22 protein-coding genes are annotated in these 25,948 nt (G+C 40.6%); 19 read left to right on the top strand and 3 right to left on the bottom strand.

Going from position 1 to position 25,948, the window contains the following annotated elements; all coding sequences use genetic code 11:
* Window positions 1-91 precede the first annotated feature (91 nt).
* Genes liaF through B4U37_RS06475 form a run of 3 tightly spaced genes read left to right on the top strand, consistent with a single transcriptional unit; the run spans window position 92 to window position 2,588 of the window.
* The gene (liaF, locus tag B4U37_RS06465; RefSeq protein ID WP_244951485.1) at window positions 92-889 is read left to right on the top strand and encodes a cell wall-active antibiotics response protein LiaF; all 798 of its coding nucleotides are present in this window, start codon (window positions 92-94) and stop codon (window positions 887-889) included.
* Entirely contained in the window at window positions 867-1,943 is a 1,077-nt protein-coding gene (locus B4U37_RS06470; RefSeq protein WP_245840064.1) for a HAMP domain-containing sensor histidine kinase, read from the top strand. The genes liaF and B4U37_RS06470 overlap by 23 nt, the downstream gene beginning before the upstream one ends.
* The gene (locus B4U37_RS06475) at window positions 1,944-2,588 is read left to right on the top strand and encodes a response regulator (protein ID WP_088017566.1); all 645 of its coding nucleotides are present in this window, start codon (window positions 1,944-1,946) and stop codon (window positions 2,586-2,588) included. It abuts the gene before it with no gap.
* 52 nt (window positions 2,589-2,640) lie between these two features.
* On the opposite strand, the gene B4U37_RS06480 is transcribed toward B4U37_RS06475, so the two are convergent.
* Window positions 2,641-3,156: an antibiotic biosynthesis monooxygenase family protein gene (locus B4U37_RS06480; protein ID WP_088017567.1), complete on the bottom strand. Its 516-nt coding sequence runs from the start codon at window positions 3,154-3,156 to the stop codon at window positions 2,641-2,643.
* 207 nt (window positions 3,157-3,363) lie between these two features.
* Between B4U37_RS06480 and B4U37_RS06485 the strand changes: the two genes are divergently transcribed.
* The 9 genes from B4U37_RS06485 (at window position 3,364) to B4U37_RS06520 (ending at window position 16,082) form a co-directional block, all read left to right on the top strand.
* A complete protein-coding gene (locus tag B4U37_RS06485; RefSeq protein WP_425329161.1) occupies window positions 3,364-5,514 on the top strand; it encodes a transglycosylase domain-containing protein in 2,151 nt (716 codons plus the stop codon).
* 67 nt (window positions 5,515-5,581) lie between these two features.
* Entirely contained in the window at window positions 5,582-7,234 is a 1,653-nt protein-coding gene (locus B4U37_RS06490; RefSeq protein ID WP_088017569.1) for an ATP-binding protein, read from the top strand.
* 124 nt (window positions 7,235-7,358) lie between these two features.
* Window positions 7,359-8,399, top strand: a complete 1,041-nt coding sequence (hemE, locus tag B4U37_RS06495; RefSeq protein ID WP_088017570.1) for a uroporphyrinogen decarboxylase — start codon at window positions 7,359-7,361, stop codon at window positions 8,397-8,399.
* A 189-nt stretch (window positions 8,400-8,588) separates the two neighbouring features.
* Window positions 8,589-9,530 (top strand): ferrochelatase, encoded by a 942-nt coding sequence (hemH, locus tag B4U37_RS06500; RefSeq protein ID WP_088017571.1) that lies wholly within the window; start codon window positions 8,589-8,591, stop codon window positions 9,528-9,530.
* A gap of 25 nt (window positions 9,531-9,555) precedes the next feature.
* Window positions 9,556-10,986, top strand: a complete 1,431-nt coding sequence (gene hemY, locus B4U37_RS06505; RefSeq protein ID WP_088017572.1) for a protoporphyrinogen oxidase — start codon at window positions 9,556-9,558, stop codon at window positions 10,984-10,986.
* 425 nt (window positions 10,987-11,411) lie between these two features.
* Complete coding sequence (locus tag B4U37_RS06510; RefSeq protein WP_088017573.1) at window positions 11,412-11,978, top strand: TetR/AcrR family transcriptional regulator; 567 nt, start codon at window positions 11,412-11,414, stop codon at window positions 11,976-11,978.
* Between the two features lie 73 nt (window positions 11,979-12,051).
* A complete protein-coding gene (locus B4U37_RS06515) occupies window positions 12,052-14,247 on the top strand; it encodes a YhgE/Pip domain-containing protein (protein ID WP_088017574.1) in 2,196 nt (731 codons plus the stop codon).
* Between the two features lie 86 nt (window positions 14,248-14,333).
* Window positions 14,334-14,477 (top strand): hypothetical protein, encoded by a 144-nt coding sequence (locus B4U37_RS21900; RefSeq protein ID WP_157663729.1) that lies wholly within the window; start codon window positions 14,334-14,336, stop codon window positions 14,475-14,477.
* Window positions 14,478-15,071: 594 nt separating this feature from the next.
* The gene (locus tag B4U37_RS06520; protein ID WP_088017575.1) at window positions 15,072-16,082 is read left to right on the top strand and encodes a LacI family DNA-binding transcriptional regulator; all 1,011 of its coding nucleotides are present in this window, start codon (window positions 15,072-15,074) and stop codon (window positions 16,080-16,082) included.
* Window positions 16,083-16,715: 633 nt separating this feature from the next.
* Here B4U37_RS06520 and B4U37_RS06525 read toward each other — a convergent pair.
* Window positions 16,716-17,882, bottom strand: coding sequence for an IS256 family transposase (locus B4U37_RS06525; protein ID WP_088016864.1), 1,167 nt, complete (start codon window positions 17,880-17,882; stop codon window positions 16,716-16,718).
* A gap of 342 nt (window positions 17,883-18,224) precedes the next feature.
* Window positions 18,225-18,359, bottom strand: coding sequence for a protein YhfH (gene yhfH, locus B4U37_RS06530; RefSeq protein WP_082380846.1), 135 nt, complete (start codon window positions 18,357-18,359; stop codon window positions 18,225-18,227).
* Between the two features lie 153 nt (window positions 18,360-18,512).
* On the opposite strand from yhfH, the gene B4U37_RS06535 reads away from it, so the two are divergent.
* The 7 genes from B4U37_RS06535 (at window position 18,513) to B4U37_RS06565 (ending at window position 25,731) form a co-directional block, all read left to right on the top strand.
* Window positions 18,513-19,256, top strand: coding sequence for an MBL fold metallo-hydrolase (locus B4U37_RS06535; RefSeq protein ID WP_088017576.1), 744 nt, complete (start codon window positions 18,513-18,515; stop codon window positions 19,254-19,256).
* The gene (lplA, locus tag B4U37_RS06540) at window positions 19,256-20,242 is read left to right on the top strand and encodes a lipoate--protein ligase (protein ID WP_088020184.1); all 987 of its coding nucleotides are present in this window, start codon (window positions 19,256-19,258) and stop codon (window positions 20,240-20,242) included. The genes B4U37_RS06535 and lplA overlap by 1 nt, the downstream gene beginning before the upstream one ends.
* 177 nt (window positions 20,243-20,419) lie before the next feature.
* On the top strand, window positions 20,420-21,970 hold the full coding sequence (locus B4U37_RS06545; RefSeq protein WP_198317089.1) for a fatty acid--CoA ligase family protein: 1,551 nt from the start codon (window positions 20,420-20,422) through the stop codon (window positions 21,968-21,970).
* Window positions 21,971-22,050: 80 nt separating this feature from the next.
* Window positions 22,051-22,830, top strand: a complete 780-nt coding sequence (locus B4U37_RS06550) for an enoyl-CoA hydratase-related protein (protein WP_088017577.1) — start codon at window positions 22,051-22,053, stop codon at window positions 22,828-22,830.
* Window positions 22,831-23,340: 510 nt separating this feature from the next.
* On the top strand, window positions 23,341-24,066 hold the full coding sequence (locus tag B4U37_RS06555) for an AzlC family ABC transporter permease (RefSeq protein ID WP_088017578.1): 726 nt from the start codon (window positions 23,341-23,343) through the stop codon (window positions 24,064-24,066).
* Window positions 24,059-24,367, top strand: a complete 309-nt coding sequence (locus B4U37_RS06560; protein ID WP_088017579.1) for an AzlD domain-containing protein — start codon at window positions 24,059-24,061, stop codon at window positions 24,365-24,367. Before B4U37_RS06555 ends, B4U37_RS06560 begins: the two co-directional genes overlap by 8 nt.
* Window positions 24,368-24,471: 104 nt before the next feature.
* A complete protein-coding gene (locus tag B4U37_RS06565; protein WP_088017580.1) occupies window positions 24,472-25,731 on the top strand; it encodes a M48 family metallopeptidase in 1,260 nt (419 codons plus the stop codon).
* The last annotated feature ends 217 nt before the right edge of the window (window positions 25,732-25,948 follow it).

Below are 25,948 nucleotides of genomic sequence, written 5' to 3' on the forward strand. Positions count from 1 at the left end.
TTAGAAAGATAAAACGTAAAATAGAATTATATAAAAAGGTTTTAATCTCATCCGTGTCAAATATACAGGAAGGGGGGCTTTAGGATATCAGATGAAAACATTTAATCAAAAAATCATGGCAATTATCTTTGTTTTTATAGGAATCATGTTGTTGCTTGTCAACATTGGTGTCATTTCCTTGGAAATAAAAGCGTATTTTGTCACCTATTATCCGGTGCTAATTGTACTTTTCGGGCTTAAATTATTAATAGATACATTATTTTTTCATAAACGAGCGCTTTTTTTAAGTTTATTTCTCCTAGCTTTTGGTGGCTTGTTGTTAATTGATCGTGTTGGCTATATCGAATTTCAGTTTCATATGTTCTGGAAACTGTGGCCGCTTTTAATCGTTTATTTTGGGATGAAATTGTTCGTGAATAAGCGTCCAGTAAAAATTCGGTTTACAAAGGAAAGTGAGCAGTTCAATGATGTATTCGATACCTATGACGAGTCCGATGAAGATGTTAATTGGAAAGGAAATAGTACAAAACGTGTTATAACAATCGGCGATATGAAAATGAATAAGCAAAATTGGGCAGTAGAGCCATTGTCTGTTTGGAATGTAGTGGGGGACTATTATTTTGACTTTAGTAAGGCCTATATACCAGACAAAGAAACATGTATTCAAATCAAGGGAGTTGTCGCGGATTTAAAAATGCTTGTACCGGAAGATCTTCCAATTAAAGTGTCGGCTAAAGTTAAAATCGGGCATTTGAATATTTTGGGGAACACTTCAGAAGGGAAAGGAAACAAACTTTACTATGAATCCGAAAATTACAATGAGGCTTCTAGAAAGCTCAATATTATACTGGATATGAAAATAGGGGATGTTCGAATTGATCGGGTCTAATAAGGGGAGGAAAATTGAGAGTTTACGATTTTGGTATATCCGTTCTTTTATGGTTGTATCGGTTGTATCTGCGTTTCTTTTTTTCCTGTTTCTCCAGGTTGTTCTGCTTTTCTATCCGGATGGGTTAGTCATCAATGTTCAATGGAGTATGTTGTTGACGGTTGTGGCCTTTATGATTCTATCCATTACAAGTTTATATTTCGGCTATAAGCAAAGCGGTTATATGAAAAAAAGAGTGGAGGATATTTCCACCTATATTGCAACATTGGGTAGAGGGAAATTTTCTGAAAGAATAGCAGTTTGGCAAAAAGATGAATTGGGTAGATTAGCAGAAGATATCAATCAGCTTGCGATAAAAATTCTGAATCAAGTAAGGTCGTTGCAAAAACTGGCTGAAGAAAAGAATGAATTGGCAATGAAAGCCCATAATGCTGCAACTATTGAAGAGAGGCAACGTCTGGCAAGGGAGCTCCACGACTCAGTAAGTCAGCAGCTGTTCGCATTAAGCATCATGTCTTCGGCTTCCATTCGAATGTTTGACTCCTATCCGCAAGAGGCCAAAAAGCAACTGACAGATATCGCAACTATCGCTGCCCAAGCTCAAGGAGAAATGAGAGCCTTGCTTCTTCATTTAAGACCGGTCTCTTTGACAAATGATACGCTGTGCGTTGGGATTAACAAGTTATTGGAAGAGTTAGAGGACCGAACTCCCATTAAGTTTCAAAAAGATATTCAAGAAATTACGGCTCTTTCAAGTGCAACAGAAGATCACCTTTTCCGAATTATCCAAGAGGCGATATCCAATATTTTAAGACATGCTGATGCCACAATCGTTAAGTTGGACATGCATCAAAAGGGAAATCAGTATGTATACATATTTATTAGTGACAACGGTAAAGGCTTTGAAATAAATCATCAAAAACAAGCTTCCTTTGGTCTTCATACGATGAGAGAACGTTGTGAAGAAATAGGGGGACAGTTCCATATCCGATCTAAAGAAGGGGAAGGAACACATATTGAAATCCATATTCCGATACGAGAGGGGGAAAACTAGATGGATAGAATTAGAGTGGTAGTAGTTGATGATCATGATATGGTTCGAAAGGGATTATTGGCCTACTTAATAACGGAACCCGGGATAGAAATCGTCGGGGAGGGTTCTAGCGGACAGGCAGCAATCGAACTTGCTAGAAAAGAAAAACCTGATGTTATCTTGATGGACTTACTGATGGAAAATGGTACGGGGATTGAAGCTACCAGGGAAATTATAAAATTTCACCCAACTTGTAAAATCATCATTATCACCAGCTATTTTGATGATGAACAGGTCTTTCCAGCCATTGAAGCTGGGGCGTATAGCTACCTGTTGAAGACGGCAAGGGCGGAAGACATTATTAAAGCGATTGAAAAAGCTATACAAAATGAGCCTGTTATTGAACCAAAAGTTGCAAGCAAGATGATGAATAGATTCCGGTCGCCATCCAAATTGCCGCATGATGACTTAACTGACCGGGAATTAGAAGTTCTTATGTGCCTTGGGGACGGTTTGACGAATCAGGAAATCAGTGAGGAACTATTTATTGGAATCAAGACGGTCAAAACCCATGTCAGCAATATATTAAGTAAGCTGCAGGTTGCCGACAGAACGCAAGCAGCGATATATGCTAATAGGCATGGAGTGCTCCGTGAGAAAAAGTAAAGCAAACGAAAACCCGCTCTTTTTGAAGGGCGGGTTTTGCTGTGCAATCGTTTTAGTCTTGTTCAGTTTTCTCTGCATAGTAAGTTGTTACATAAGAAGGACGGGGGAAAATCTGTTGTTTCTGATCGACACCTTCTGAAGTTCCACGTTTTTCATGAGCTTTATCGTAAGCTTTGGATTCTTGCCATTGCTTGAAGTATTTTACATCTTCCCAAAGTGTTAAAATAACATAAGTATCAGAACCTACTGGACGAAGTACGCGGATTGCTGCGAATCCAGGTTCATTCTCAATTAATCCTGCTCTTTGGCTGAAACGATATTCAAAGACAGGACGTCCCTCATCTGTTACTGGAATATTATTCAATACGGCAAACTTCCCTTTTGTCAGTTCACCATTGGAATCAAGCACTTCAAAATTCTTTCCTGATTTGAAGCTGGACTGATCAACCGTTTCATGCATAAGAACCGCATTGTCCTCTCCAAACATCAGCAGGCTTTCTCCACTTTCCAAACTATTTTTCACATCGTTTAAATAATCAGTGGTACCGAATGTCATATAAAAATTCATCTTCTATCTCTCCTTCATGTTTAATATCGACATTATAATTACAAAATAAGGGAAACCCGAGAAAAAATATGTAGAATAAGGTAGAATATAGGGTGGACAACCTTTCAATTTAACCTTACTAGATGATTATTCCCGGTACATAGGAGGAGGTAAACCACTTTGGAAAGATTTAAGAGAAATAAATTATCCCAAATGAAGCTACCAAACATCAAAGCAATCTTGTCAAAAAAGTACTTCCTTTTTCCATTTATTTTAACATGTATTGCTTCTATAGGCCTAATAGGTTATATCTTTATTATTTTTATAGGAGACTATGTCATAGATGAAAAGAAATTGATTATGGATTCTACAACAACCATGGTGGATGAAAACGGAAATGAAATAGCCTCGCTTTTTTTTGAAAATAGGGAAATTGTAGAGATAAACCAGATTCCTACACACGTCAGAGAGGCGTTTGTGGCAGTAGAAGATAACCGCTTTTACGAACATAGAGGGATTGATGTTCGAGCGATTGGAAGAGCCGTTTACCGTGATATTCTGGCAAGAAGCAAGGTGGAGGGGGGAAGCACTCTCACTCAGCAGCTGGCTAAAAACATTTTCTTAACCAATGAAAAATCATGGCTCCGAAAAACAAAAGAAGCTGTTATAGCTATAAATCTTGAACGTAGGTACACGAAGAATGAAATCTTGGAAATGTATTTAAATCAAATATATTTTGGGCATGGTGCATATGGCGTCCAAGCGGCATCACAGCTTTATTTTAATAAGAATGTAGAAGACTTGACGATAGAGCAAGGGGCTTTGTTGGCAGCACTTCCTAAGGCTCCTAACGGATACTCTCCCATTAATCATCCGGAGGAAGCGAAAGAAAGACGAGATCTCATCTTGCACCTTATGGAAGACCAAGGCTATTTAGAGGCGGAAGAAGCTGTCGGATTAATGGGTAAAACATTGGGCCTAGATGTTGTGGAATCACCAGAAAAACAGGCTTATTTAACGTATATCGATATGGTGATGGAAGAAGCTGAAGACAAATATGGCTTAACTCCGGAGGAATTGCATAGAGGCGGCTATAAAATATTGGTCCCGATGAATGTCGCCGCTCAGGATGCTGCATTTCAACGTTTTCAAGACAATCAATATTTCCCCGGCACCAATGATCAGGTCGAGGGTGCGTTTGTTATGATGGATCAGCATAATGGTGGCGTAATGGCTGTTATCGGTGGCAGAAATTATGTGACCAAGGGGATCAACAGGGTCAATATAAAAAGACAACCTGGTTCTACCTTTAAACCTTTGGCTGTCTATGCTCCAGCTTTGGAAGAAGGGAAATATGAGCCTTACAGCCTTCTGAAAGATGAATTGCTTTCTTATAAAGATGGGCAGGAAGTTTACAAGCCAAGAAACTATCATCATCAATATAAAAATGAAGTTACCATGTATGAAGCTATTAAAGATTCTTTGAATGCCCCAGCTGTATGGGCATTAAATGAGTTGGGAATCAAAAAAAGCAAAAGCTATCTTGAAAAATTAGACCTGGATATCCCTGATAACGGTCTCGCTATTGCCCTTGGAGGGTTGCAAGAAGGGGTGACTCCTTTAGAGCTAACAAAAGCTTATCGATCCTTTGGCAATAATGGGAAGGTGGTCGAACCTTATTTTATTAAAGAAATCAGAACCAGAAAAGGCGAAGTGATCGCAAAGGCCAAGAAAGCCGAAAAGAAAGTATTCAGTCCGCAAACAGCGTGGAATATGACACGAATGCTTGAAGGAGTTGTGCAGGATGGTTCCGCACAAGCAGGAGATCTTCAAGGGGAGCTTGCCGGAAAGACTGGTACTACAAACTATCCCGGAGTAGATAATGCCATCAAAGATACTTGGTTTGTAGGATATACGCAAGATGTGATCGGAACAGTGTGGATGGGGTATGATACAACCACTCCAGAGCAGCATTTAACAGCAGGTGGGGCTTATCCTACAAGATTGTTGAAGGATATATTACGAGATGCAGGTCTTGATAATGGAGAATTTTCCGTTCCTGTTGGAGTAACGGACTTGGAGAATCCAATCTCTATGCCAGAAAGTATTCAATTAAAGGGATCGATGACATTTCATCCTTTGAGCTTGTTTACGGTGGACTTGGAGTGGAGTGAAGCGGAGGATGAGCGGATAGTCTATAGGATCTATTCCGTTTCCGGCGACAAAGAGAAGTTAATTGGAAAAGTAACCGGGGAACATCAATACTCCGTTAAGAATATCAACATATTTAATGTGCCGGAATATTACGTTGTTCCATTCAACACCCAAACCAAAAAAGAAGGCGAACCAACAAAGGCATTAAAGCCGACGTTTAGATAAGGTGAAACAACCTGATTAGAAAGATAAAGAGAAAATATGAAATGCACTGTTTGAGGAGAAGCGGGAGATGAATGTACAATTGGGATCATTTTTAGCACGTTTTGCAACGGATATAAAGGAAGCCTGGACAAATGAGAGGAGATTGAACCAAGAGCAGGGACACATCATTCATCAGAAAAATAAGCTGATGTTGGTGGTATTTGTTACCCTGTTAATCTTGGACATTTTAACAAACCTTTTTATTTTTCCGGAGATTATTCCTGCCATTTTACTCACTGCAGGATTTGGGTGTGCTTTAGTTGCCTTCTTTGTTTTGCGTCCTAAGCTTGCAAAGGTCGGGATGTATGTCACTGTATGTACATCCTTTATTCCTTTTTGGGTAGTTGCCTATTTGGATAAAGACATCATTAATTTTTATTTTTTATCCATGCCATTAATAATGTCCTCTTTATATAATCGTATTTTGCCAATATTGATTGCTAGTTTCTTGACCTGCATTACTTTATCTTTCTTTTATATTGACTATAGCAACATTGTATTTTCCAATCATCTAAAAGTGGATGTCATTTATTTTATTCTGTTTTCCATATTTGTTACGATCTTTCTCCTCTTTTCGAGCAGGCTGACAGGAAGCTTGTTAGAGAAGGCAGAGAAAAAAGAAAAACAAACTTCCTTAGAGCTGGTGTCTACAAAAGAATATTTAGAAGCATATTTCAATAATACGACGGACTCCATTGGGGTATATGATTTAAATGGTATTATTTTAAAAGTAAATGCCTCATTTGAAAAAATGTTCCATGTGAACGGAAAAGATATACTTGGTACAGAAACGAGTTTTCTTTCTTTCACATCTGCCAATTCATTACGGGTTTTTCTCAGTAAGTTAAAGAAGCAGAAGCAACTCTCATTTGAACTGCTTACGGCAACAAAGGAAGAAAATCATATAGACCTAAACATCACGCTTACTCCAGTAAAGGATAGCGAAGGAGAAATTATAGCGTTCGTATTTCTGATGAAGGACATTACAGACAAAAAGAGAACGGAAGAAGCGCTCATGCAGTCGGAAAAGCTTTCTGTTATCGGTGAACTTGCCGCAGGAGTGGCCCATGAAATTAGAAACCCTGTTACTGTCTTAAAAGGCTTCGTTCATCTCCTGTCTAAAGAAAGCAGAGAAAAAGAATTCTTCACCATCATGGATAAGGAATTAGAGCGGATCAACCAAATTACCAATGAATTTATGGCGCTTGCAAAACCACAGGCTATCAAAATTAAAAGGCAAAATTTAAAAGAGCTCATACAAGAGGTTTGTACCTTTCTAGAGAGTGAAGCTTTTATCCATCAAGTTATCATGGAAGTTGTTCACTTTGAAGAATACATATGGTTGGAATGTGAACCAAATCAAATCAAGCAAGTACTTATTAACTTAATAAAAAATGGCATGGAAGCAATGCCAGACGGTGGAAAGATAACCATTCATACGCAAGTGGTGGACGGTTATGTGAACCTTGTGATTAAGGACGAAGGAAATGGTATTCCAGAAGAGGTAATCAATAAGGTGGGACAACCATTCTTTACAACAAAAGAACAAGGCACAGGCCTCGGTCTCATGGTTTCCATGAAGATTATTGAAAACCACGGTGGTCAGTTGACGATACAGAGCGAGGAGAAGGTAGGTTCGACAGTGGAGATATTACTACCACATATGAAGGTGGGGGAATAATCGTCTATTTTATGAACAATATGCCCTCATTCTATACTTTCCTTACATTTATAGGTATAGTGTAACATGACAGAAGTGTAACGAAATAAAAGTAGAAAAAAGTCATTCGGAAGGGGTCATCATTTTGAATCAAACAACATTTAACGATACATTTTTACGAGCATGTAGAGGAGAGAAGACAGAACATGTCCCATTATGGTATATGAGACAGGCTGGACGTTCTCAACCGGAATACAGAAAAATAAAAGAAAAGTATTCTCTATTTGAAATTACCCATCAACCTGAGCTCTGTGCATATGTGACAAAGCTTCCTGTTGATCAGTATAACGTGGATGCAGCCATTCTTTATAAGGACATCATGAGTCCCCTTCCTGCAATTGGTGTAGATGTGGAGATAAAATCCGGAATTGGACCTGTCATTGATAACCCAATCCGTTCTATGCAAGATGTTGAAAAGCTTGGGGAAATCCATCCTGAACAGGACGTCCCATATGTATTAGATACAATCAAACTATTAACAACAGAGCAATTGAATGTTCCGTTAATTGGTTTTGCAGGGGCACCTTTCACACTTGCTTCCTACATGATTGAAGGCGGCCCATCCAAAAATTATAATAAAACAAAAGCATTCATGTATGCAGAACCGAAAGCTTGGTTTGCATTAATGGATAAACTTGCTGATATGACTATCACGTATGTACGTTCTCAAATCCATGCTGGTGCAAAAGCGATTCAAATTTTTGATAGCTGGGTTGGAGCATTGAATGTAGAAGACTACCGTTATTTCATTAAACCAGTAATGACTCGCATCTTCTCTTCTTTAAAAGAAGAAAATGTACCATTAATTATGTTCGGTGTTGGTGCAAGCCACTTAGCCAACGAATGGCACGACCTTCCGCTTGATGTTGTAGGTCTTGACTGGCGCTTACCGATCTCAGAAGCAAGAGAGCGTGGAATCACAAAACCTGTTCAAGGTAACTTGGATCCTGCAATCCTTTTAGCACCATGGGAAGTAATCGAAGAGAAAGCAAAAGCAATACTTGACCAAGGAATGCAACAACCTGGCTATATCTTCAACCTTGGCCACGGTGTATTCCCGCAAGTAAACCCAGACACACTAAAACGTTTAGCAACATTCGTACATGACTATTCTTCTAATAAATAAGTTCTGATTCACCTGTAGATTGTAGTGCAGGGTGGTCGACTCCGGCGGGAGGTAGCGGTAGACTTGAGACCCCACAGCGCAGCGAGGAGGCTCAAGCACCGCCCTCTGGATAAGCGACCATCCGGAACGAAAATCTACAGGAGTACATGAAATATTCTAATAGACCAGAAAAGAAAAGAGGTAAACTATATGTCCAAAAAAACAATGGGCTTGTTGGTAATGGCATACGGTACACCATATAAAGAAGAAGACCTAGAAAGATACTACACACACATCCGTCGTGGCAGAAAACCATCAGACGAAATGTTGCAAGACCTGCGCGACAGATATGATGCCATTGGTGGAATCTCTCCACTTGCACGCATCACAGAACAACAAGCAAACGCTCTAGGCGAACACCTTAACAACATCCAAGACGACATCGAATTTAAAGTGTACCTTGGCTTAAAACATATCGAACCATTCGTAGAAGATGCCGTTCAGCAAATGAAAGCAGATGGAATCAAAGAAGCGGTAAGTATCGTACTTGCCCCTCACTTCTCCACTTTCAGCGTTAAATCTTACAACGGACGAGCACTAGAAGAAGCAGAAAAAATCGGTGGCCCATCCATCGTTTCTGTTGAAAGCTGGTATGATGAACCGAAATTTATCCAGTACTGGGTAGATAGAGTGAAAGAAACGTTTGGGTCAATGGATGACAAGGAACGTGAAAAAGCAGTACTGATTGTTTCAGCACACAGCCTTCCTGAAAAAATCATCCAAATGGGAGACCCATATCCAAATCAGCTGCAAGAAACGGCAGACCTTATCGCAAAAGGTGCAGGAATCAAGAACTACGAGATTGCATGGCAAAGTGAAGGAAACACACCAGATCCATGGTTAGGGCCGGATGTTCAAGACATCACCCGTGACCTTCATAAAGACAAAGGATATACGTCCTTTGTATACACACCGGTAGGGTTTGTGTCAGACCACTTGGAAGTCTTATATGACAATGATTACGAGTGTAAAATTGTCACAGATGAAATCGAAGCAAAATACTACCGTCCGGAAATGCCAAATACACAACCTGAATTTATCGATGCAATGGCTACAGTTGTATTGGAACAATTAAAGAAAGTATCTCAGTAAATCTAGAAAAGAAGGCGATGAAACCATGAACGAGGAGAAAAGAAGGGTTGTCATCATCGGTGGAGGCATTACCGGCCTAGCTGCTGCCTATTATCTTCAAAAGGAAAAAAAAGAGAAAAACCTTGATATAGAGATTACCCTGATAGAAGCAAGCAACCGACTTGGAGGAAAGATCCAAACTGTACGACGTGATGGCTATACTATTGAACGCGGACCAGATAGCTTCCTTGCTAGAAAGCTAAGTGCAGGAAGGTTGGTTAAAGAAGTGGGCCTTGAAGACCAATTAGTCCACAATTCAACTGGTCAAGCCTACATCCTGCTAAAAGGACAACTACATCCGATGCCAGAAGGGGCTGTAATGGGTATCCCTACAAAACTGTTGCCATTTGTCACGACGGGATTATTTTCCCCGATTGGAAAAATGCGTGCAGCAGCAGACCTTATCCTGCCTGCTTCAAACAATGGCGGGGAAGACCAGTCACTTGGTTCCTTTTTCCGAAGAAGACTTGGGGATGAAGTAGTGGAAAACTTGATTGAACCGTTACTATCTGGTATTTATGCCGGTGACATCGATAAATTGAGCCTTCAAGCTACCTTCCCACAATTCCAACAGGTGGAAGAAAAGTACCGAAGCTTAATCCTGGGGATGAAACAGACAACGCCAAAACAAAAGCCTGCACCTGCCCAAAAGAAAAAAGGCATGTTCCAGACATTGCGCGGCGGTCTTCAAACATTAGTGGATGCTCTTGAAGAAAAGCTAGATCAAGTGACGATTTTAAAAGCAGTGAAAGTTGATTCCATAAAGAAAACAGAGGACCAATATTCTCTATCTTTAAGTAATGGTAAAACCGTCCAATGTGATAATGTGATCGTCTCAACTCCTCACCATGCTACAGCTGGCCTGATTCCTGGAGCGGATTATCTTGCTCCACTGCAACAGATGTCCTCTACCTCTGTTGCGACCATTGCGATGGCATTTGATGAATCAGCACTAAAACAAGACATTGACGGTACTGGATTTGTCGTGTCGAGAAACAATGATTATACGATTACAGCGTGTACCTGGACCCATAAAAAGTGGCCGCATACCACACCAAAAGGGAAAGTAATCCTTCGCTGTTATGTTGGTAGAGTGGGAGAGGAAGCAATCGTTGATCAAAGTGATGAGGAAATAAAGAAAGTCGTACTTGATGACCTGAACAAAATCATGGAGGTCGGTGCGGAGCCTGAATTTACAATTGTCACCCGTTGGAGAGAAGCAATGCCACAATATGCTGTCGGACATAAAAAGATGCTGCAGAAGATGAATGACCGTCTATCAGAAGAGATGCCGGGAGTATATCTTGCTGGAAGTTCTTTTGAAGGGGTCGGGCTGCCTGACTGCATCGATTCCGGTGAAGCAGCTGTAAAAGCGGTGTTAAATAGTATAAAAAACAAACCTGTTGCTCAGGTATAAATAAACGGTTCAGTTGCAGCATAAAAGCTACTGAACCGTTTTTTTTTGTAAGTATATAATACAGTTGATTTCCGTTCCAGGCGCTTCGCTTGCCTGCGGGCGGTCCGTGAGCCTCCTCAGGCTTCACCTTCCGGGGTCTCACCTGTCCATTTTCCCGCGGGCGTCTGCGCGCCTTCCACTCCAATCAACAAGATGACTTCATTCATTTAAGGGTTAATCGGGAGAGTAACGGTAGGTTGAGACCCCTGAAGCGTTGTGAGGAGGCTCAAGCACCGTCCCGCGGAAATCGAAGCCATTTGCTGAAAGGAACAGCGGCGATAATTCAAATATTAAACCTAGATATTGCTTTTTTGTAAAAAAGCCTCTATAATAAAACTCGTTGACCAATACCGACATTTAGTCATTTTGTTGAAAGGAGCCATCAAATGGATCGTAAACAAAGCATCCTTGAGGCAGCTTTAAAATCATTCTCTTTATTTGGATATAAAGCTACCACCATGGATCAAGTCGCCAAGCTTGCAAACGTTGGAAAAGGGACGATTTATACCTTTTATTCTAATAAAGAAGAGCTCTTCAGTGAAATTGTTGCAGGAATTCTAAGAGAAATGCAGGAAGTTGCTGACCAATCCATCAATACAGAGCAATCTTTTTTTGAAAATGCTCACAGGGCCCTTATCAGCTTGCTTGATTTTAGAAATGAACATCAATTGACTGTCAAACTGATTCAAGAAGAAAAGGAGCTCGGTACTAAAATAGTTAATCATGAACTTAATCGCCTAGAGCATATGATTATTACTTTTATTAAAGAAAGAATTGAAAAGGCAATAGAAAAAGGGGAACTAAGAAAGTGTGATCCAGAAGTAACAGCCTTTTTGATGCTTAAGCTATATGTTGCGTTAGTTGTGGATTGGGAAGAGCATCACACCCCATTATCCAAAGAAGAAATTGCCAATCTATTTGAATTATATTTTATCAAAGGATTATCAACTTGATGATCCTTAAAATTTTGAGAAAAAATGACTAAATGACAAAAACGGTCATAATGTAATGTGGAGGTAATAAAAAATGAAAAGTGTAATAGTTGAGTGGAAGGAATTACTTACAAATAAGAAAGTCCTCATTCCTGTTATTGCAGTACTATTAATTCCGTTATTATATAGCGGAATGTTCCTATGGGCTTTTTGGGATCCGTACGAGAAGCTAGATGAACTCCCGGTGGCAGTGGTCAATTTAGATGAAGGTGCTGAGTATGAAGGAGAGTCATTAACGATAGGAAAAGACCTTCAAGAAAATTTGAAGAAAAATGATGGTTTTAAATGGGAGTTTGTATCAAAGGAAATGGCATACGAAGGGCTGGACAAACAGCAATACTATATGGTAATTGAAATTCCTGATGACTTTTCCAATAGTGCTACTACACTCTTAGATGAAAACCCTTCTTCATTGGAAATGAAATTTGTTCCAAATGAGAGTTACAATTTTCTTTCGGCACAGATTGGATCGACAGCAGTAGAGAAAATAAAAGAAGAAGTGTCCAAAGAGTTGACAAGTACTTATGCTGAAGCGATGTTTGCTAATTTGGAAAAGATGGCCGACGGATATAAAGATGCTGCAGATGGGACTAGTAAACTGAACAATGGCGTTCATGTGTTACAAGATGGTTCTGTTGCTCTGAAAAAAGGATTGGAACAGGCTGCAGAAAAGTCGATTGTATTCCAAAATGGAGTTGGAAAGGTTTATGGTGGTGTAAAAGATGTCCATAAAGGAAATCAGGAGCTTTCAAATGGTTTGGGACAATTGCTTGAAGGTCATGGCAAATTGTTCTCAGCATCTGAGCAACTTCAAGCTGGAGCAGGAAGCCTTAACGATGGTGTAGCAAAGAGCAATGAAGGGTTGTCACAGTTGCAAGTTGCTCAAAAAGAACTCACGAATGGAGCAGGAAGCTTGGCAGAAGGTGCGGAGGAAATAAATGCTGGGACCTCAAAGCTTGAAGAGGGGGCCTTGCAAGCACAAGAAAAAGCGAAGCAATTGAATCAAGGAATGATTCAATTGAAAAAAGCACTTGAACCAATGATAGAGCAGGCAAGTGAAGAACAGCAAGCAGAAATCAATGCTTATTTTGAACAATTGATTAATGGAAGTGGCGAATTTTCTCAAGGGCTGATGGCTCTTGAACAGGGAGCTTTGGAATTGAATGCAGGCACTTCTTCCTTAGCAGAGAATAGCAGAAAGCTTGCAGATGGCCATTTAAACTTTCAAACTGGTTTGACAGAATTGGCAAAAGGATCTAAGCAACTCTCAGAAGGTTCCACAGAACTTCTTAATGGCCAAACTGAATTCAACCAAGGGCTAACAGAGTTTGGTGAGAAATTGGGTGACGCAAATGAAGGCAGTAAAAAACTTGCAGAAGGGTCTAATCAGCTCTTAACTGGTATGGAACAGCTTGACGGGGGATCCAAACAATTTCAACAAGGTACAAAAGAGCTTGCAGAAGGTTCAAGTAAAATCTCCTCCGGTTTGTATGAAGTTGGTGAAGGAACAGATGAACTAGAGGGGAAATTGAAAGATGCTTCTGAGAAGTCCGGGGACGTTAAGGGGACTGACAAAACCTTTAATATGATGTCTGAGCCGGTTAAAGTTAAATCAGAAGTGGAGAACGGGGTTCCTAACTATGGAACAGGCTTTGCGCCTTATTTCTTATCTTTAGGTTTGTTTGTTGGAGCTTTATTGCTATCCATCGTTTATCCAATGCGCAATCCGGCTGGTGAGCCTCGCTCAGGGACTGCATGGTTCGCAGGTAAAGTGGCAGTTCTCGCAGTTGTAGGGATATTGCAAGCACTACTAGCTGATGCTGTGTTGATCTATGGATTAGGTGTAGAAGTGAAGAGCATGTGGTTATTTATTTTGTTTAGCATAGTTACCTCTTTTACTTTTATTGCACTTGTACAGTTTTTAGTAACGACACTAGGAGACCCAGGTAGATTTGTTGCCATTCTTATTTTAATTTTGCAATTAACAACAAGTGCGGGAACATTCCCGTTAGAGCTAATTCCAAACGCCCTTCAACCGTTCAATTTACTGTTGCCGATGACTTATTCAGTGTCCGGCTTCAAAGCAGTCATATCGAGTGGTGATCTTGGGTACATGTGGGAAAATGTATGGATATTAGCTGGATTCATGTTTAGTATGCTTGCAGGTACATGGGGATACTTTGTTTATAAATTTAAAAAGCAATACCATTCCCCAGTTGAAAAATCATAGTTGAGTTAATAGATTATTAAGCTTAGGAGGCCGCATTAATTTGCGGTCTTTCTTGTTCTTTAGGAGATTATAAAAAAATTGAATTGATGATAGTCTTCAGAGTAATTCTTGACGCCGGAATGAACATTTCGGTGGTAACAAGAAATTGGGAAAAGAGAGGTCCTCATCGCCCGTATGAAGACATGATTGACGAGAAATCAGGAGGAGAGAAGTCCTCATCGGCGTTATGAAGACATCAGTGACGGGAAATCAGGAGGAGAGAAGTCCTCATCGGCGTTATGAAGACATCAGTGACGGGAAATCAGGAGGAGAGAAGTCCTCATCGGCGTTATGAAGACATCAGTGACGGGAAATCAGGAGGAGAGAAGTCCTCATCGGCGTTATGAAGACATCAGTGACGGGAAATCAGGAGGAGAGAAGTTCTCATCGGCGTTATGAAGACATCAGTGACGGGAAATCAGGAGGAGAGAAGTTCTCATCGGCGTTATGAAGACATCAGTGACGGGAAATCAGGAGGAGAGAAGTCCTCATCGCCAATATGAAGCTCTTGGTGACAAGGGGTTTTATTGAAATAGTCAAATATGGACGCAAAAGGAAGATCCGGCCAAGGTCAATATTTCAAAACTATGCGAAAACCGAGAAAACGTCCCAAGAGATTATGATTTTGGGACCGATTTTTTGCTCGCGCTAGTGATTTTGTTCTTTAATTTAACTAATTGTAAAATTTTTATTGAAAACACTTACATTTCCTTTTATACTAGTAGTTATGAAAACGATTTCAACCATTCTACTAACCTATTATTTCAGCTAAGGTGGCGAGACTCGTGGCAACAATAGAAGATGTAGCAAAACTGGCAGGGTTATCAAGGACCACTGTTTCCCGTGTCATAAATAACCACCCGTATGTATCGGAAAAGAAGCGTGTACTTGTATCAAATGCAATGAGTGAACTTGGTTATGTTCCAAATTCATCCGCAAGAAGTTTGAGGAGCCAGAAGACAGAGATGGTTGCATTGCTCATACCTCGTGTGATGAATCCGTTTTTCAGTGAACTGATCGAACGGATGGAAATGGCTGCGGCCGAAAACGGCTACCAGCTCATCATCTGTCAGACAAAGTATTCAAAGAAAAAGGAACTTGATTATTTGAACTTGTTAAAAACGAAGCAAGTGGACGGGATTATCCTTTCCTCCATACAAAATGACTGGAATGTAATAGAACCGTTTTTAGAATATGGACCGATCGTTTTGTGCAATGAGTTTGAAGAAGATGCGGATGTACCGTCTGTGAGGCTTGATCAGACATATGGCGGCTACATATCGACTAAGCATTTATTGGAACTTGGTCATCGCAAAATTGCCTATTGTACTGGCGGCTATAAAAGCAATGTTGCCAAAAGCAGGGAGGCAGGCTTTAAAAAAGCACTTGCGGAATTCAATGTGGAATTTTATGAAGAGTTCTCTTTTCGTGATGCCTTTACCATCGAGGATGGGAGAAGGGTATTTCAAGAAATTCTAGAGTTGAAGGAAAAACCAAGTGCCATTTTCACAGGTGGGGATGAAGTGGCAGCCGGTATCATTTCAGAGGCAAAGCGTTCAGGCTGGAAGATTCCTGAGGATCTTGCAGTAGTGGGCTTTGACAATCAGGCTATTACGGAGCTAGTGGAACCGACCATCACAACCGTGTATCAGCCGATTGATGAAATGGCACGTAAAGCCTTCCAGGTCATGATGGAAAAGGTGAGTTCCAAACGCTATCGTCACAAAGAAATATATGAATACGATCTCGAGCTTATCGTTCGGGAATCAACGGTCAAACAAGGGGTTTACGTATAGAATACAGAAAAGAGCACTTATGGGGATGAGTGCTCTTTTTGTTGTTTTATACTACATTGAATTATGTTTTTCGTATCAAATTTGTATTTTGCTTACCATATATTCGCTAAATAGAGGTTAGGGGTCATCAGATTTGTGATTTGGTACCCCCTATACTTAAGTAATAGAGGTTAGGGGTCATCAGATTTGTGGTTTGGTACCCCCTATACTTAAGTAATAGAGGTTAGGGGTCAACAGAGATGCGCTTTGCTTACCCTAATACGAGCCAAATAGAGATTAGGGGTCAACAGAGATGCGCTTTGGTAACCCCAACACGAGCCAAATAGAGTTTAGGGGTCAACAGAGATGCGCTTTGGTAACCCCAACACGAGCCAAATGGAGGTTAGGGGTCAACAGAGAAGTCAAGTCCATATTAATGTGTAAAAATAGTTACAATGAGATCTAATGCTAAATGTGTTATGGGGTTATGTTTTCAGGTCTTGTTCTTCTTAAAGGTTTAGGGTGTATTCTTTACCCCCTAGGGGGTAAAATTTTCCCTTTTTATGGCCCAGTCACTGTAAGCGCTTTTTTATTAACAAACATTAATGTGACAGTTCACATAATTCCGTTTAGGGAATTAAAAAACTATTTTACTTAGATATGGTGTATATACTTTGACTTACTCCATTCTTCCTCCATTTTCATCAGTACAGATCCAATTATACGTATTGCAGATTGATCGTTCGGGAAAATTTGAATTACCCTTTCTCTTCTCCTTATTTCCCTATTTACTCTTTCTAGCATATTGGTTGTACGTAAGTGTTTGTGAAGCTCAGCTTTTTGAGAATGAAACTGCATTGCATCTTCAAAGCCAGCATCCAACGTTTCAATTACCTTAGTAAACCCTTTTACTTCGTAATACTTCTCAATAAAGTCGCGCTTCAGTTCTCGGCTCAATTTAATGTTGGATGTTCTAAAGATTTCCTTGAGTTCTGTTTTTGCTTCTGAAGAGTTTTTCTTAGGAAAGGAGTCCATTATATTCCTAAGAAAATGAACACAACACCTTTGCCAAGAGGTTCCTAAAAAGGATTCTTTTATAGCAGCCACTAACCCTGCATGTGCATCAGAAATCACCATCTTAGGTGATTGTATCCCTCTTGATTTTAGGTGATCAAAGAAATTAGACCAACTTTCTTCTGATTCCCCATGGGTAACCCTTAACCCAATAATCTCTCTATGTCCTTCTTCGTTTACACCGCAAGCTATAAGTACTCCTTTTGAAACAACCCTATCGTTCTCACGAACTTTAATATACATGGCATCAACATATATGTATGGATAATAAAGGGTGTTTAGTGGGCGGTTTCTCCACTCATTAACTATTGGATCCAATGATTTAGTGAGGTTAGATACTAGTGATTTAGATACACCTTTTCCACACAGTTCTTCTACAATCTTGGTAACTTTACGAGTTGAGACTCCATTTACAACCATCTCAATCATAGAAAGAATTAGAGCTTGTTCGCATCGCTCATACTTTTGGAATACAGAAGTTGAAAATTCACCATCACGAGTTCGGGGAACCTTTAATGTGAGTGAGCCAGTGCCGGTAATTAATTCTCGTTCATAGTAGCCATTCCGATATCCTCTGCGGTCATCCGTTCTCTCGTGAGAGAGAGCATTAATATATTCGTCCCTTTCTTTCTCCATAAGCGAATTCAATACAAGGGCTAAAGATGCTTTTACCGGGGATCCTAAAGAGCTTTTTTCTACCTCGGCTTTAAGTTGTTCCAAATTTATAGTAATATTAATGTTGGTCATTATCATTGCCTCCGTGTGTGATTGTTTTTCGTCGAACACATTGTAACACGGACATTGATAATGGCCTTTCTTTTTACACAATTATATAGACTTAATCAACAGAGATGCGCTTTGGTAACCCCAATACGAGCCAAATAGAGGTTAGGGGTCAACAGAGATGCGCTTTGATAACCCCAACACGAGCCTAATGGAGATTAGGGTAATCAGGAAAGTGCTTTGGTTACCCAAACAGACGATTAATGGAGGTTAGGGCAAGCCAGAAGTCCACATTGTTTACTTGGTCAACAAAAAAACCAGGGAACCCGCTATGAATCTAGCAAATTCCCTGGCTTGTATTCTATATTATTTTAATTGACTGGACATACACTCATCACAATGGTTGCCGTAGCACTCGTGTTGCTCATCCATTGTTTTTTTGCACTCAACGCATTTTTTAGGTGGTAAGGTTTTGAAAAATTCTGTACTTTTAATCAACATGTTATCACCCTCCGTTTTCTTATTTGTTGTTATTGTATTATAACAGAACTTGTCCTGTCAACAACTGTTTTAAAACAACTCCTTGAAATAGGAAAATGGGCAGGGATATGGTAGACTTGATTTTGGATACCAATAGAAGGGTGATGTCTAGCCATGAAGCTTACTGTGGTAGGGTTTTGGGGAGGATATCCAGCTGTTAATAGTGCAACATCTGGGTATTTGGTCGAGCATGAAAATTTTAAATTATTGATTGATTGTGGAAGCGGTGTATTAGCACAGCTTCAGAATTACATAGAGGTAACAGAGCTTGATGCAGTGATTCTGTCACATTATCATCACGATCATGTTGCGGACATAGGTCCGTTGCAATTTGCGAGACTTATTTCATTTTATATGGGAAAATCCGTAACGCAGCTTCCTATCTACGGACACCAGGAGGACATGCAAGGCTTTTCCACACTTGATCATAAAGAATACACAAAGGGGATTGCATATGATCCTTCTAAAACATTAGAGGTTGGGCCATTCAAAATAGAATTTCTGAAAACGATTCATCCTGTTCCATGTTATGCCATGAAGGTCTCCACAGATGAAGGTTCGTTTGTGTACACGGCAGATACAAGCTATCAGGAATCATTCATCCCTTTTACAAAAGGGACAGACTTACTTATTTGTGAGTGTAACCTTTATGCTCATCAAGACGGCAAGGCTGCAGGGCATATGAACAGCCATGATGCGGCTAAAGTTGCTCAAGGTGCAGAAGTGCCTCAACTATTGCTCACACATTTACCACACTTTGGAGAGGTAGAGCAGTTGGTAGAAGAGGCTGCAACAATCTACCAAGGAAAAATCGATTTAGCACATAAAGGATTTAGTTGGGAGAGTGGAAAGAAATGATGCTTTTTATTGATAATAAAGGAATCACCGATCCAAGAATCAACTTGGCGATAGAAGAATATGCCCTTAAAAATCTCGATATTGAAGATACCTATTTGCTTTTTTACATCAATGAACCTTCCATCATCATCGGAAAGAATCAGAACAGTGTAGAAGAAATCAATACAAAATATGTCGAGGACAATGGCATACATGTGGTGCGTAGATTATCTGGTGGTGGAGCGGTCTATCATGATCATGGAAACCTGAACTTCAGTTTTATCACAAAAGATGACGGAGAAAGCTTTCATAACTTCAAAAAGTTTACGGCACCTGTTGTGGGAGCATTGAAAAGTCTTGGAGTAGAGGCGGAAATGAGCGGGCGCAATGATATCCTTGCCGAAGGACGCAAAATTTCCGGGAACGCGCAGTTCTCTACAAGAGGCCGTATGTTCAGTCACGGTACTTTGTTGTTTGATTCTGAGATTGAGCATGTCGTTTCCGCGTTGAATGTGAAGAAGGATAAAATAGAATCCAAAGGAATTAAATCAATTCGCAGCCGTGTGGCAAATATTAAAGAATTTCTAAAAGAAGATATTAAGATTGAACAGTTCCGTCAGCTTTTATTGGAGGCAATCTTTAAGTCCAAAGATATTCCTAAGTACGAGCTAACAGAAGAAGATTGGAAAAACATTCACGAGCTTTCCAAAGAACGTTACCAAAACTGGGATTGGAATTACGGAAAGTCACCGAAGTTCAACCTTCAGCACTCGCATCGTTTTCCAGTAGGTCAGATTGATGTGCGTTTGGATGTGACAAAAGGAAAAATAGAAAACTGCAAAATTTATGGAGATTTCTTTGGTGTTGGAGATGTGTCCGAAGTGGAAAACCTTTTGTCAGGTGTGAAGTATGAGAAAGCAAAAATTTCACAGGCCCTAGAGGGAATAGATGTAAAACATTATTTTGGAAATATTACCAGAGATGAATTGATTGATCTAATATATTAATTTCAAGAGTATGGGGCAGGGATTCCTTGCTCTTTTTTTATATTAAAATATTTTATCTGAAAATTTTAATTTTATCGACATAATTTAATGACAGATATCTAGCAATCTACTATAATGGATAATGGGAGATTTATGAATGGTCATTCATTCAATTTACTCGAAGGGGAGATGAAACACTTGAATATTTCATCACAATTGGCACTAACAGCAAAAACAAATCCAATGAAAGAAGCGTATATTTTTGAAGGGGATTCAAAAACATACGCAGAATTGAACGCTGCAATTAACGCATTTGCTACAGGGCTTGAAAACATGGGAATCTCACAGGGAGATCATGTTGGGCTTGTTGTAGGAAACTCGCCATACTTTGTCCTTGGACTTTATGGTGCGGCACGTATCGGGGCCACTGTTATTCCTATCAACCCAATCTATACTCCAGACGAACTTTCTTACATCCTTAGAGATGGCGATGTGAAAGCCATCATCACCTTAGACCTTCTTGTTCCACTTTTCGAAAAGCTTCATGGTCACCTGCCTTTAACGGAGCATTACATTATTTGTGAAACACCTGACGGAAAAGAAAAAGCGAAAGATTTTCCAGTTGAACAACTTTCTGTTTATCCTAAATTGAAATCGTTTACATCCGTAATGGCTTCTGGAAGCTTTACATATGAAGGTCCGGAACTGAAGGATGACGATGTGGCTGTAATCCTTTATACATCTGGGACTACAGGCAAGCCGAAAGGGGCAATGCTGACACATAAGAACTTGTATCGCAATGCCAAGGATTCTGCGGACTTTTTGAAGATGAACGAAACGGACAAGGTTGTGGCAACTCTGCCTATGTTCCATGTATTCTGTTTAACAGTAGCATTGAATGCACCATTGATGAACGGTGCGACAGTCATCATTGTTCCAAGGTTCAGTCCGCAGGTGATTTTTGATGTGGTAAAAGAATATGAGGCAACTGTGTTTGCAGGTGTTCCGACCATGTACAATTTCCTTTTGCAATCACCGGGGGATGTAGAAGATTTGAAATCGTTAAGACTTTGCATTTCTGGTGGAGCTTCGATGCCTGTGGCTCTATTGAAGAATTTCGAAAAGAAATACAATGTCATTATCTCCGAAGGCTACGGGTTATCAGAGGCATCTCCAGTTACATGTTTCAATCCGTTAGATAAGCCTAGAAAAGCTGGTTCTATCGGGACGACGATTGTAAATGTGGAAAATAAAGTCGTGAATGAACTTGGAGAAGAAGTGGCACCAGGAGAAGTTGGGGAGCTTATTGTCAGAGGACCGAATGTCATGTCAGGGTATTATAAAATGCCAGAAGAAACCGCCTCTGCAATACGTGATGGATGGCTATATACAGGGGACCTAGCAAAAATGGACGAAGATGGTTACTTCTATATCGTTGACCGCAAAAAAGACATGATCATTGTTGGAGGCTACAATGTTTATCCTCGTGAAGTAGAAGAGGTTCTTTACAGTCATGAAAATGTAGTGGAAGTGGCAGTTGTCGGGGTGCCTGACCCTCAGTTCGGTGAAGCGATAAAATGTTTTGTCGTAACGAATACTCAGATGAATGAATCAGATCTGCTTGGTTATTGTGCAGAACGTCTAGCAAAATATAAGGTTCCAACATCTATTGAATTTTTAGAAGAGCTTCCTAAGAATACTACAGGGAAAATTCTAAGAAGAGCATTAAAAGAAAAACTAGGTGTATAAAGGATTTTTGCTCTCTGTAGAGAATGTATAAAATAGCGAAATTTGTAACCGCTAACAATCTTGGAGGGAGACGGACAGATTTGAATTATATTGCAGTAGAGGTAAAAGACCATGTAGCAACGGTAACGCTCAATCGCCCAGATGCGATGAACGCGTTTAATTATGATATGTTAGTAGAATTGGGAAATGTAGCGGAGGAGCTTCGCACGAATGCGGACGTCCGTGTGGTAGTGATTACAGCTTCAGGGGAGAAGGCATTCAGTGTTGGAGCGGACCTCAAGGAAAGAAGGGGTCTTACCGAGCAGCAAGTAAGACGTAATGTTTACAAGATCGGGGATGTGTTTAACCGCATTGCCGACCTGCCGCAGCCGACCATCGCAGCTATAAATGGATATGCATTTGGTGGCGGGATGGAGCTTCTTCTTGCTTGTGATTTCCGTGTGACAGGCAAAGATGTGAAAATGGGACTGACAGAAACAAGCTTGGCAATCATTCCAGGAGCCGGTGGAACACAGCGCCTACCGCGAATTATCGGGGAAGCAAAAGCGATGGAGCTTATCTTGACTGCTCGCCGTTTTTCTGGCGAAGAGGCTTATGGTTTTGGCTTGATTACAAGATTAGTAGATGAACCCTCCCATGCCCTTGATGGAGCGATGGAGCTTGCGCAGGAAATGTTAAAGAATGGCCCGGTTGCTGTGCAGCAGGCGAAGTTTGCCATTCGCCAAGGAATGGGAGTGGATATGCAAACAGGCTTGCAAATCGAACGTAAAGCATATGAAGTAATCATACCGACAGAGGATCGCGTGGAAGCCTTAGTTGCGTTTGGCGAAAAGCGTGCGCCAGAGTTTAAGGGCAAATAGATTTTTAAAAGTCTCTCTCTTCTTTAGGAAGGGGGAGTTTTTTTGCGATTAAGATAGAATATAATACTGTTGATTTCCGTTCCATGCGCTTCGCTTGCCTGCGGGCGGTCCGTGAGCCTCCTCAGGCTTCGCCTTCCGGGGTCTCACCTGTCCCTTCCTCCCGCGGGCGTCTGCGCGCCTTCCACTTCAATCAACAAGGTGACTTCTTTGAACCTAAGTTTCAAAAACCTTCTAATTGAGTTACCCGAAAAGGCATTAACATACCTTTACGAAATTTCTAGCTGTGGATTGGAGCAAATGGCGGAGACTCCAGCACCGTCCCGCGGAGAGCGAAGCCATTTGCGGAAAGGAACAGCGGAGCATAACCAAGCAACGAAATAGAACCGGACGGGTTTCACCGATTTTTCAATTAAGAAAATTATCTCGTGTTGCGAAATACTCTTTACATATCCAGTAAACTACTAGTATATTTATAAATAATTCAATTTACTAGTATAGGAGAAATGCACAGTGGCTACTACCATCGCAGCTAGAAAACCTTCTTCTTTTCGAAATGGATTGCAAGCTGGAGTCAGCATCGCAATCGGATACATACCAATTGCCATTACATTCGGCCTTTTGGCAAAATCAGCGGGCTTGACGGTCTCTGAAACCGTGCTAATGAGCTTGCTCGTTTTTGCCGGAGCGGCTCAATATATGTCTCTTAACATGATTGTGCTTGGATCGGGAGTATTTGAAATTGTCATGACCACATTTATTTTAAACATCCGTCACTTTCTGATGAGCGCTTCCCTTAATGAGAAGGTGGAAGAGAAAAGCCTCTGGAAAAAATCGCTTTTCTCATTTGGTATTACAGATGAAACCTTTTCTGTCTCCGCTACAAAAGAGGGCACCATACAGACAGGGTATATGTTCGGAGTAATCTTAATCGCCTATTCCAGCTGGGTGGTAAGCTCAGGGGTCGGTCATGTCATCGGGAGCAGTTTACCTTCATCCCTTCAAGAAAGCATGGCAGTTGCCCTTTATGCCATGTTTGTTGGCTTATTGATGCCTTCTTTAAAAAAACACCGTAAAGTGGTGTTGCTTGCAGGCGCTGCGGCTATTCTTAACTCTGTATTTTCTTTGGTAATTGGTATAGCGGCTGGATGGTCCATCGTCCTTGCGACCATTACGAGTGCTGTTGGGATAGAAATTTTATACTCAAAATGGTCAAAGGAGGAGAATGCAGATGAATAGTACCATCCTCATTATGATTGTCGGCATGGCTGTAGTCACCTATCTTCCAAGACTAATACCGTTTGTCATGTTTCAAGGAAAGGAACTGCCGCCATTTGTACAGGCAGTATTGAAGAATGTTCCCTATGCAACCCTAGGGGCCCTGATTGTTCCTGGAATTTTTCTGATCAATGAAGATATCATGTATGGCGTTATTGGCGCAACAGTGGCATTTATTGTCGCTTATTTCGGTGCAAACGTCATTCTGGTTGTAATCAGCTCCATTGTAGCTTTGAGTGTGTATTCTTGGCTGGTTGGTTAATAAGGAATAAAGTAAGTAGGCTTTTCTTTCTGATAGCCTGCTTATTTTTTATATGGTGGCATAGAATATAATAGGGGTTGTTTAGGACGAGGAGGTGCGAAAATGTGAAAAAGACGGTTTCTTTATTGTTGGTTGGCTATATTCTCTATGCTTTAGCAGTGACGTTTTACATATGGGTGGGAGCAGATACATCTCTTCCAGCTGACCTTGCAGGGACGAAAGCGGACCCGGCAACTTTTTTAAGTAACAAGGAACTGATGATTACAGAAGAGTATTCTAAAATACGAAATACCATATACTTTTTGACTCTTCCAGTGGAATGGATTTTTTATTTCCTTCTTCTTGTTTTAGGTGGGGCAAGGGCCATTCAAGGATGGGCGGAGAAAGTCTCAAAATATAAAACACTTCAGACAGGAATTTATCTTTTTTGGCTAACCTTATTTAGCACGGTTATTCATTATCCACTAAGTTATTTGCGCTATTCTCTTTCAAAAGATTATGGCATTACAGTTCAGCCTTTCTCCGGCTGGATGCGCGATCAGGTTGTTGGATTTTGGGAAGGAATCCTCATCATGTGGATAGTGGTCCTTCTTCTGTATGTGCTTATCCGTAAATTTCCCAAATGGTGGTGGGCAGTTGCTTGGGGTTGTTTCATTCCACTTGTATTTTTTATGATGTATATCCAGCCGGTTGTTATAGATCCTTTATATAATGATTTTATTGACCTACAAGATAAGCAGTTAGAAGCAAAAATCTTGGAATTGGCTGACGAAGCGGATATTCCTGCCGATAGGGTATATGAAGTAAATATGGCGAAAAAAACGAATAGCATCAATGCGTATGTTACGGGAGTTGGTGGTAACTCACGTATTGTGTTATGGGATACATTATTGACTCGACTTCAGGAAGAGGAGATTCTGTTTATCATGGCACATGAGATGGGTCACTATGATATGAATCATATCGTTATGGGTATCACAGGATACATTGTGTTTTCTTTCTTTGCTTTTTACTTGATTTATCTGACTGCAGGCAAGTTGATAGACAGGTTCGGCCAGAGGTGGAAAATCAATAGCTTGAACCAACTTTCCTCCTTACCACTATTGTTGTTGCTGGTGTCTTTGCTGCTATTTCTTGCAAGTCCGGTAACAAATGCTGTATCCCGATATCAAGAACACAAGGCTGACGTGTATGCCATCGAACTGACGGGTGAGACAGAACCAGCTATAGAAGCCTTTCAGGAGATTACAAGATCTAGTTTAAGTGAAGTGAACCCTCCAGCCTTAGTGAAATTTTTTCGATATACCCACCCTCCAATGGTGGACAGAATCGCCCATTTGGAGCGGTATGTTAAAGAAGAGTGAGCAACGTGCAAGTGTGCGTTGCTTCTTTTTTTGAAAGGTAGGAAGCAGATGTTACCGTTGATTTCCGTTCCAGGCGCTTCGCTTGCCTGCGGGCGGTCCGTCCGTGTGCCTCCTCAGGCTTGCGCCTCCGGGGTCTCACCTGTCCCTTCCTCCCGCGAGCGTCTGCGCGCCTTCCACTTCAATCAACAAGGTGACTTCATTCATTAAAGGGTTTATG

Source organism: Sutcliffiella horikoshii (assembly GCF_002157855.1).
Classification (GTDB): domain Bacteria; phylum Bacillota; class Bacilli; order Bacillales; family Bacillaceae_I; genus Sutcliffiella_A; species Sutcliffiella_A horikoshii_C.

Coding starts and splice junctions, on each gene's coding strand:
- liaF (WP_244951485.1), top strand. CDS start 92: ATGAAAACATTTAATCAAAAAATCATGGCAATTATCTTTGTTTTTATA.
- B4U37_RS06470 (WP_245840064.1), top strand. CDS start 867: ATGTTCGAATTGATCGGGTCTAATAAGGGGAGGAAAATTGAGAGTTTA.
- B4U37_RS06475 (WP_088017566.1), top strand. CDS start 1,944: ATGGATAGAATTAGAGTGGTAGTAGTTGATGATCATGATATGGTTCGA.
- B4U37_RS06480 (WP_088017567.1), bottom strand. CDS start 3,156: ATGAATTTTTATATGACATTCGGTACCACTGATTATTTAAACGATGTG.
- B4U37_RS06490 (WP_088017569.1), top strand. CDS start 5,582: ATGAATGTACAATTGGGATCATTTTTAGCACGTTTTGCAACGGATATA.
- hemH (WP_088017571.1), top strand. CDS start 8,589: ATGTCCAAAAAAACAATGGGCTTGTTGGTAATGGCATACGGTACACCA.
- hemY (WP_088017572.1), top strand. CDS start 9,556: ATGAACGAGGAGAAAAGAAGGGTTGTCATCATCGGTGGAGGCATTACC.
- B4U37_RS06510 (WP_088017573.1), top strand. CDS start 11,412: ATGGATCGTAAACAAAGCATCCTTGAGGCAGCTTTAAAATCATTCTCT.
- B4U37_RS06515 (WP_088017574.1), top strand. CDS start 12,052: ATGAAAAGTGTAATAGTTGAGTGGAAGGAATTACTTACAAATAAGAAA.
- B4U37_RS21900 (WP_157663729.1), top strand. CDS start 14,334: ATGATAGTCTTCAGAGTAATTCTTGACGCCGGAATGAACATTTCGGTG.
- B4U37_RS06525 (WP_088016864.1), bottom strand. CDS start 17,882: ATGACCAACATTAATATTACTATAAATTTGGAACAACTTAAAGCCGAG.
- yhfH (WP_082380846.1), bottom strand. CDS start 18,359: ATGTTGATTAAAAGTACAGAATTTTTCAAAACCTTACCACCTAAAAAA.
- B4U37_RS06535 (WP_088017576.1), top strand. CDS start 18,513: ATGAAGCTTACTGTGGTAGGGTTTTGGGGAGGATATCCAGCTGTTAAT.
- lplA (WP_088020184.1), top strand. CDS start 19,256: ATGCTTTTTATTGATAATAAAGGAATCACCGATCCAAGAATCAACTTG.
- B4U37_RS06560 (WP_088017579.1), top strand. CDS start 24,059: ATGAATAGTACCATCCTCATTATGATTGTCGGCATGGCTGTAGTCACC.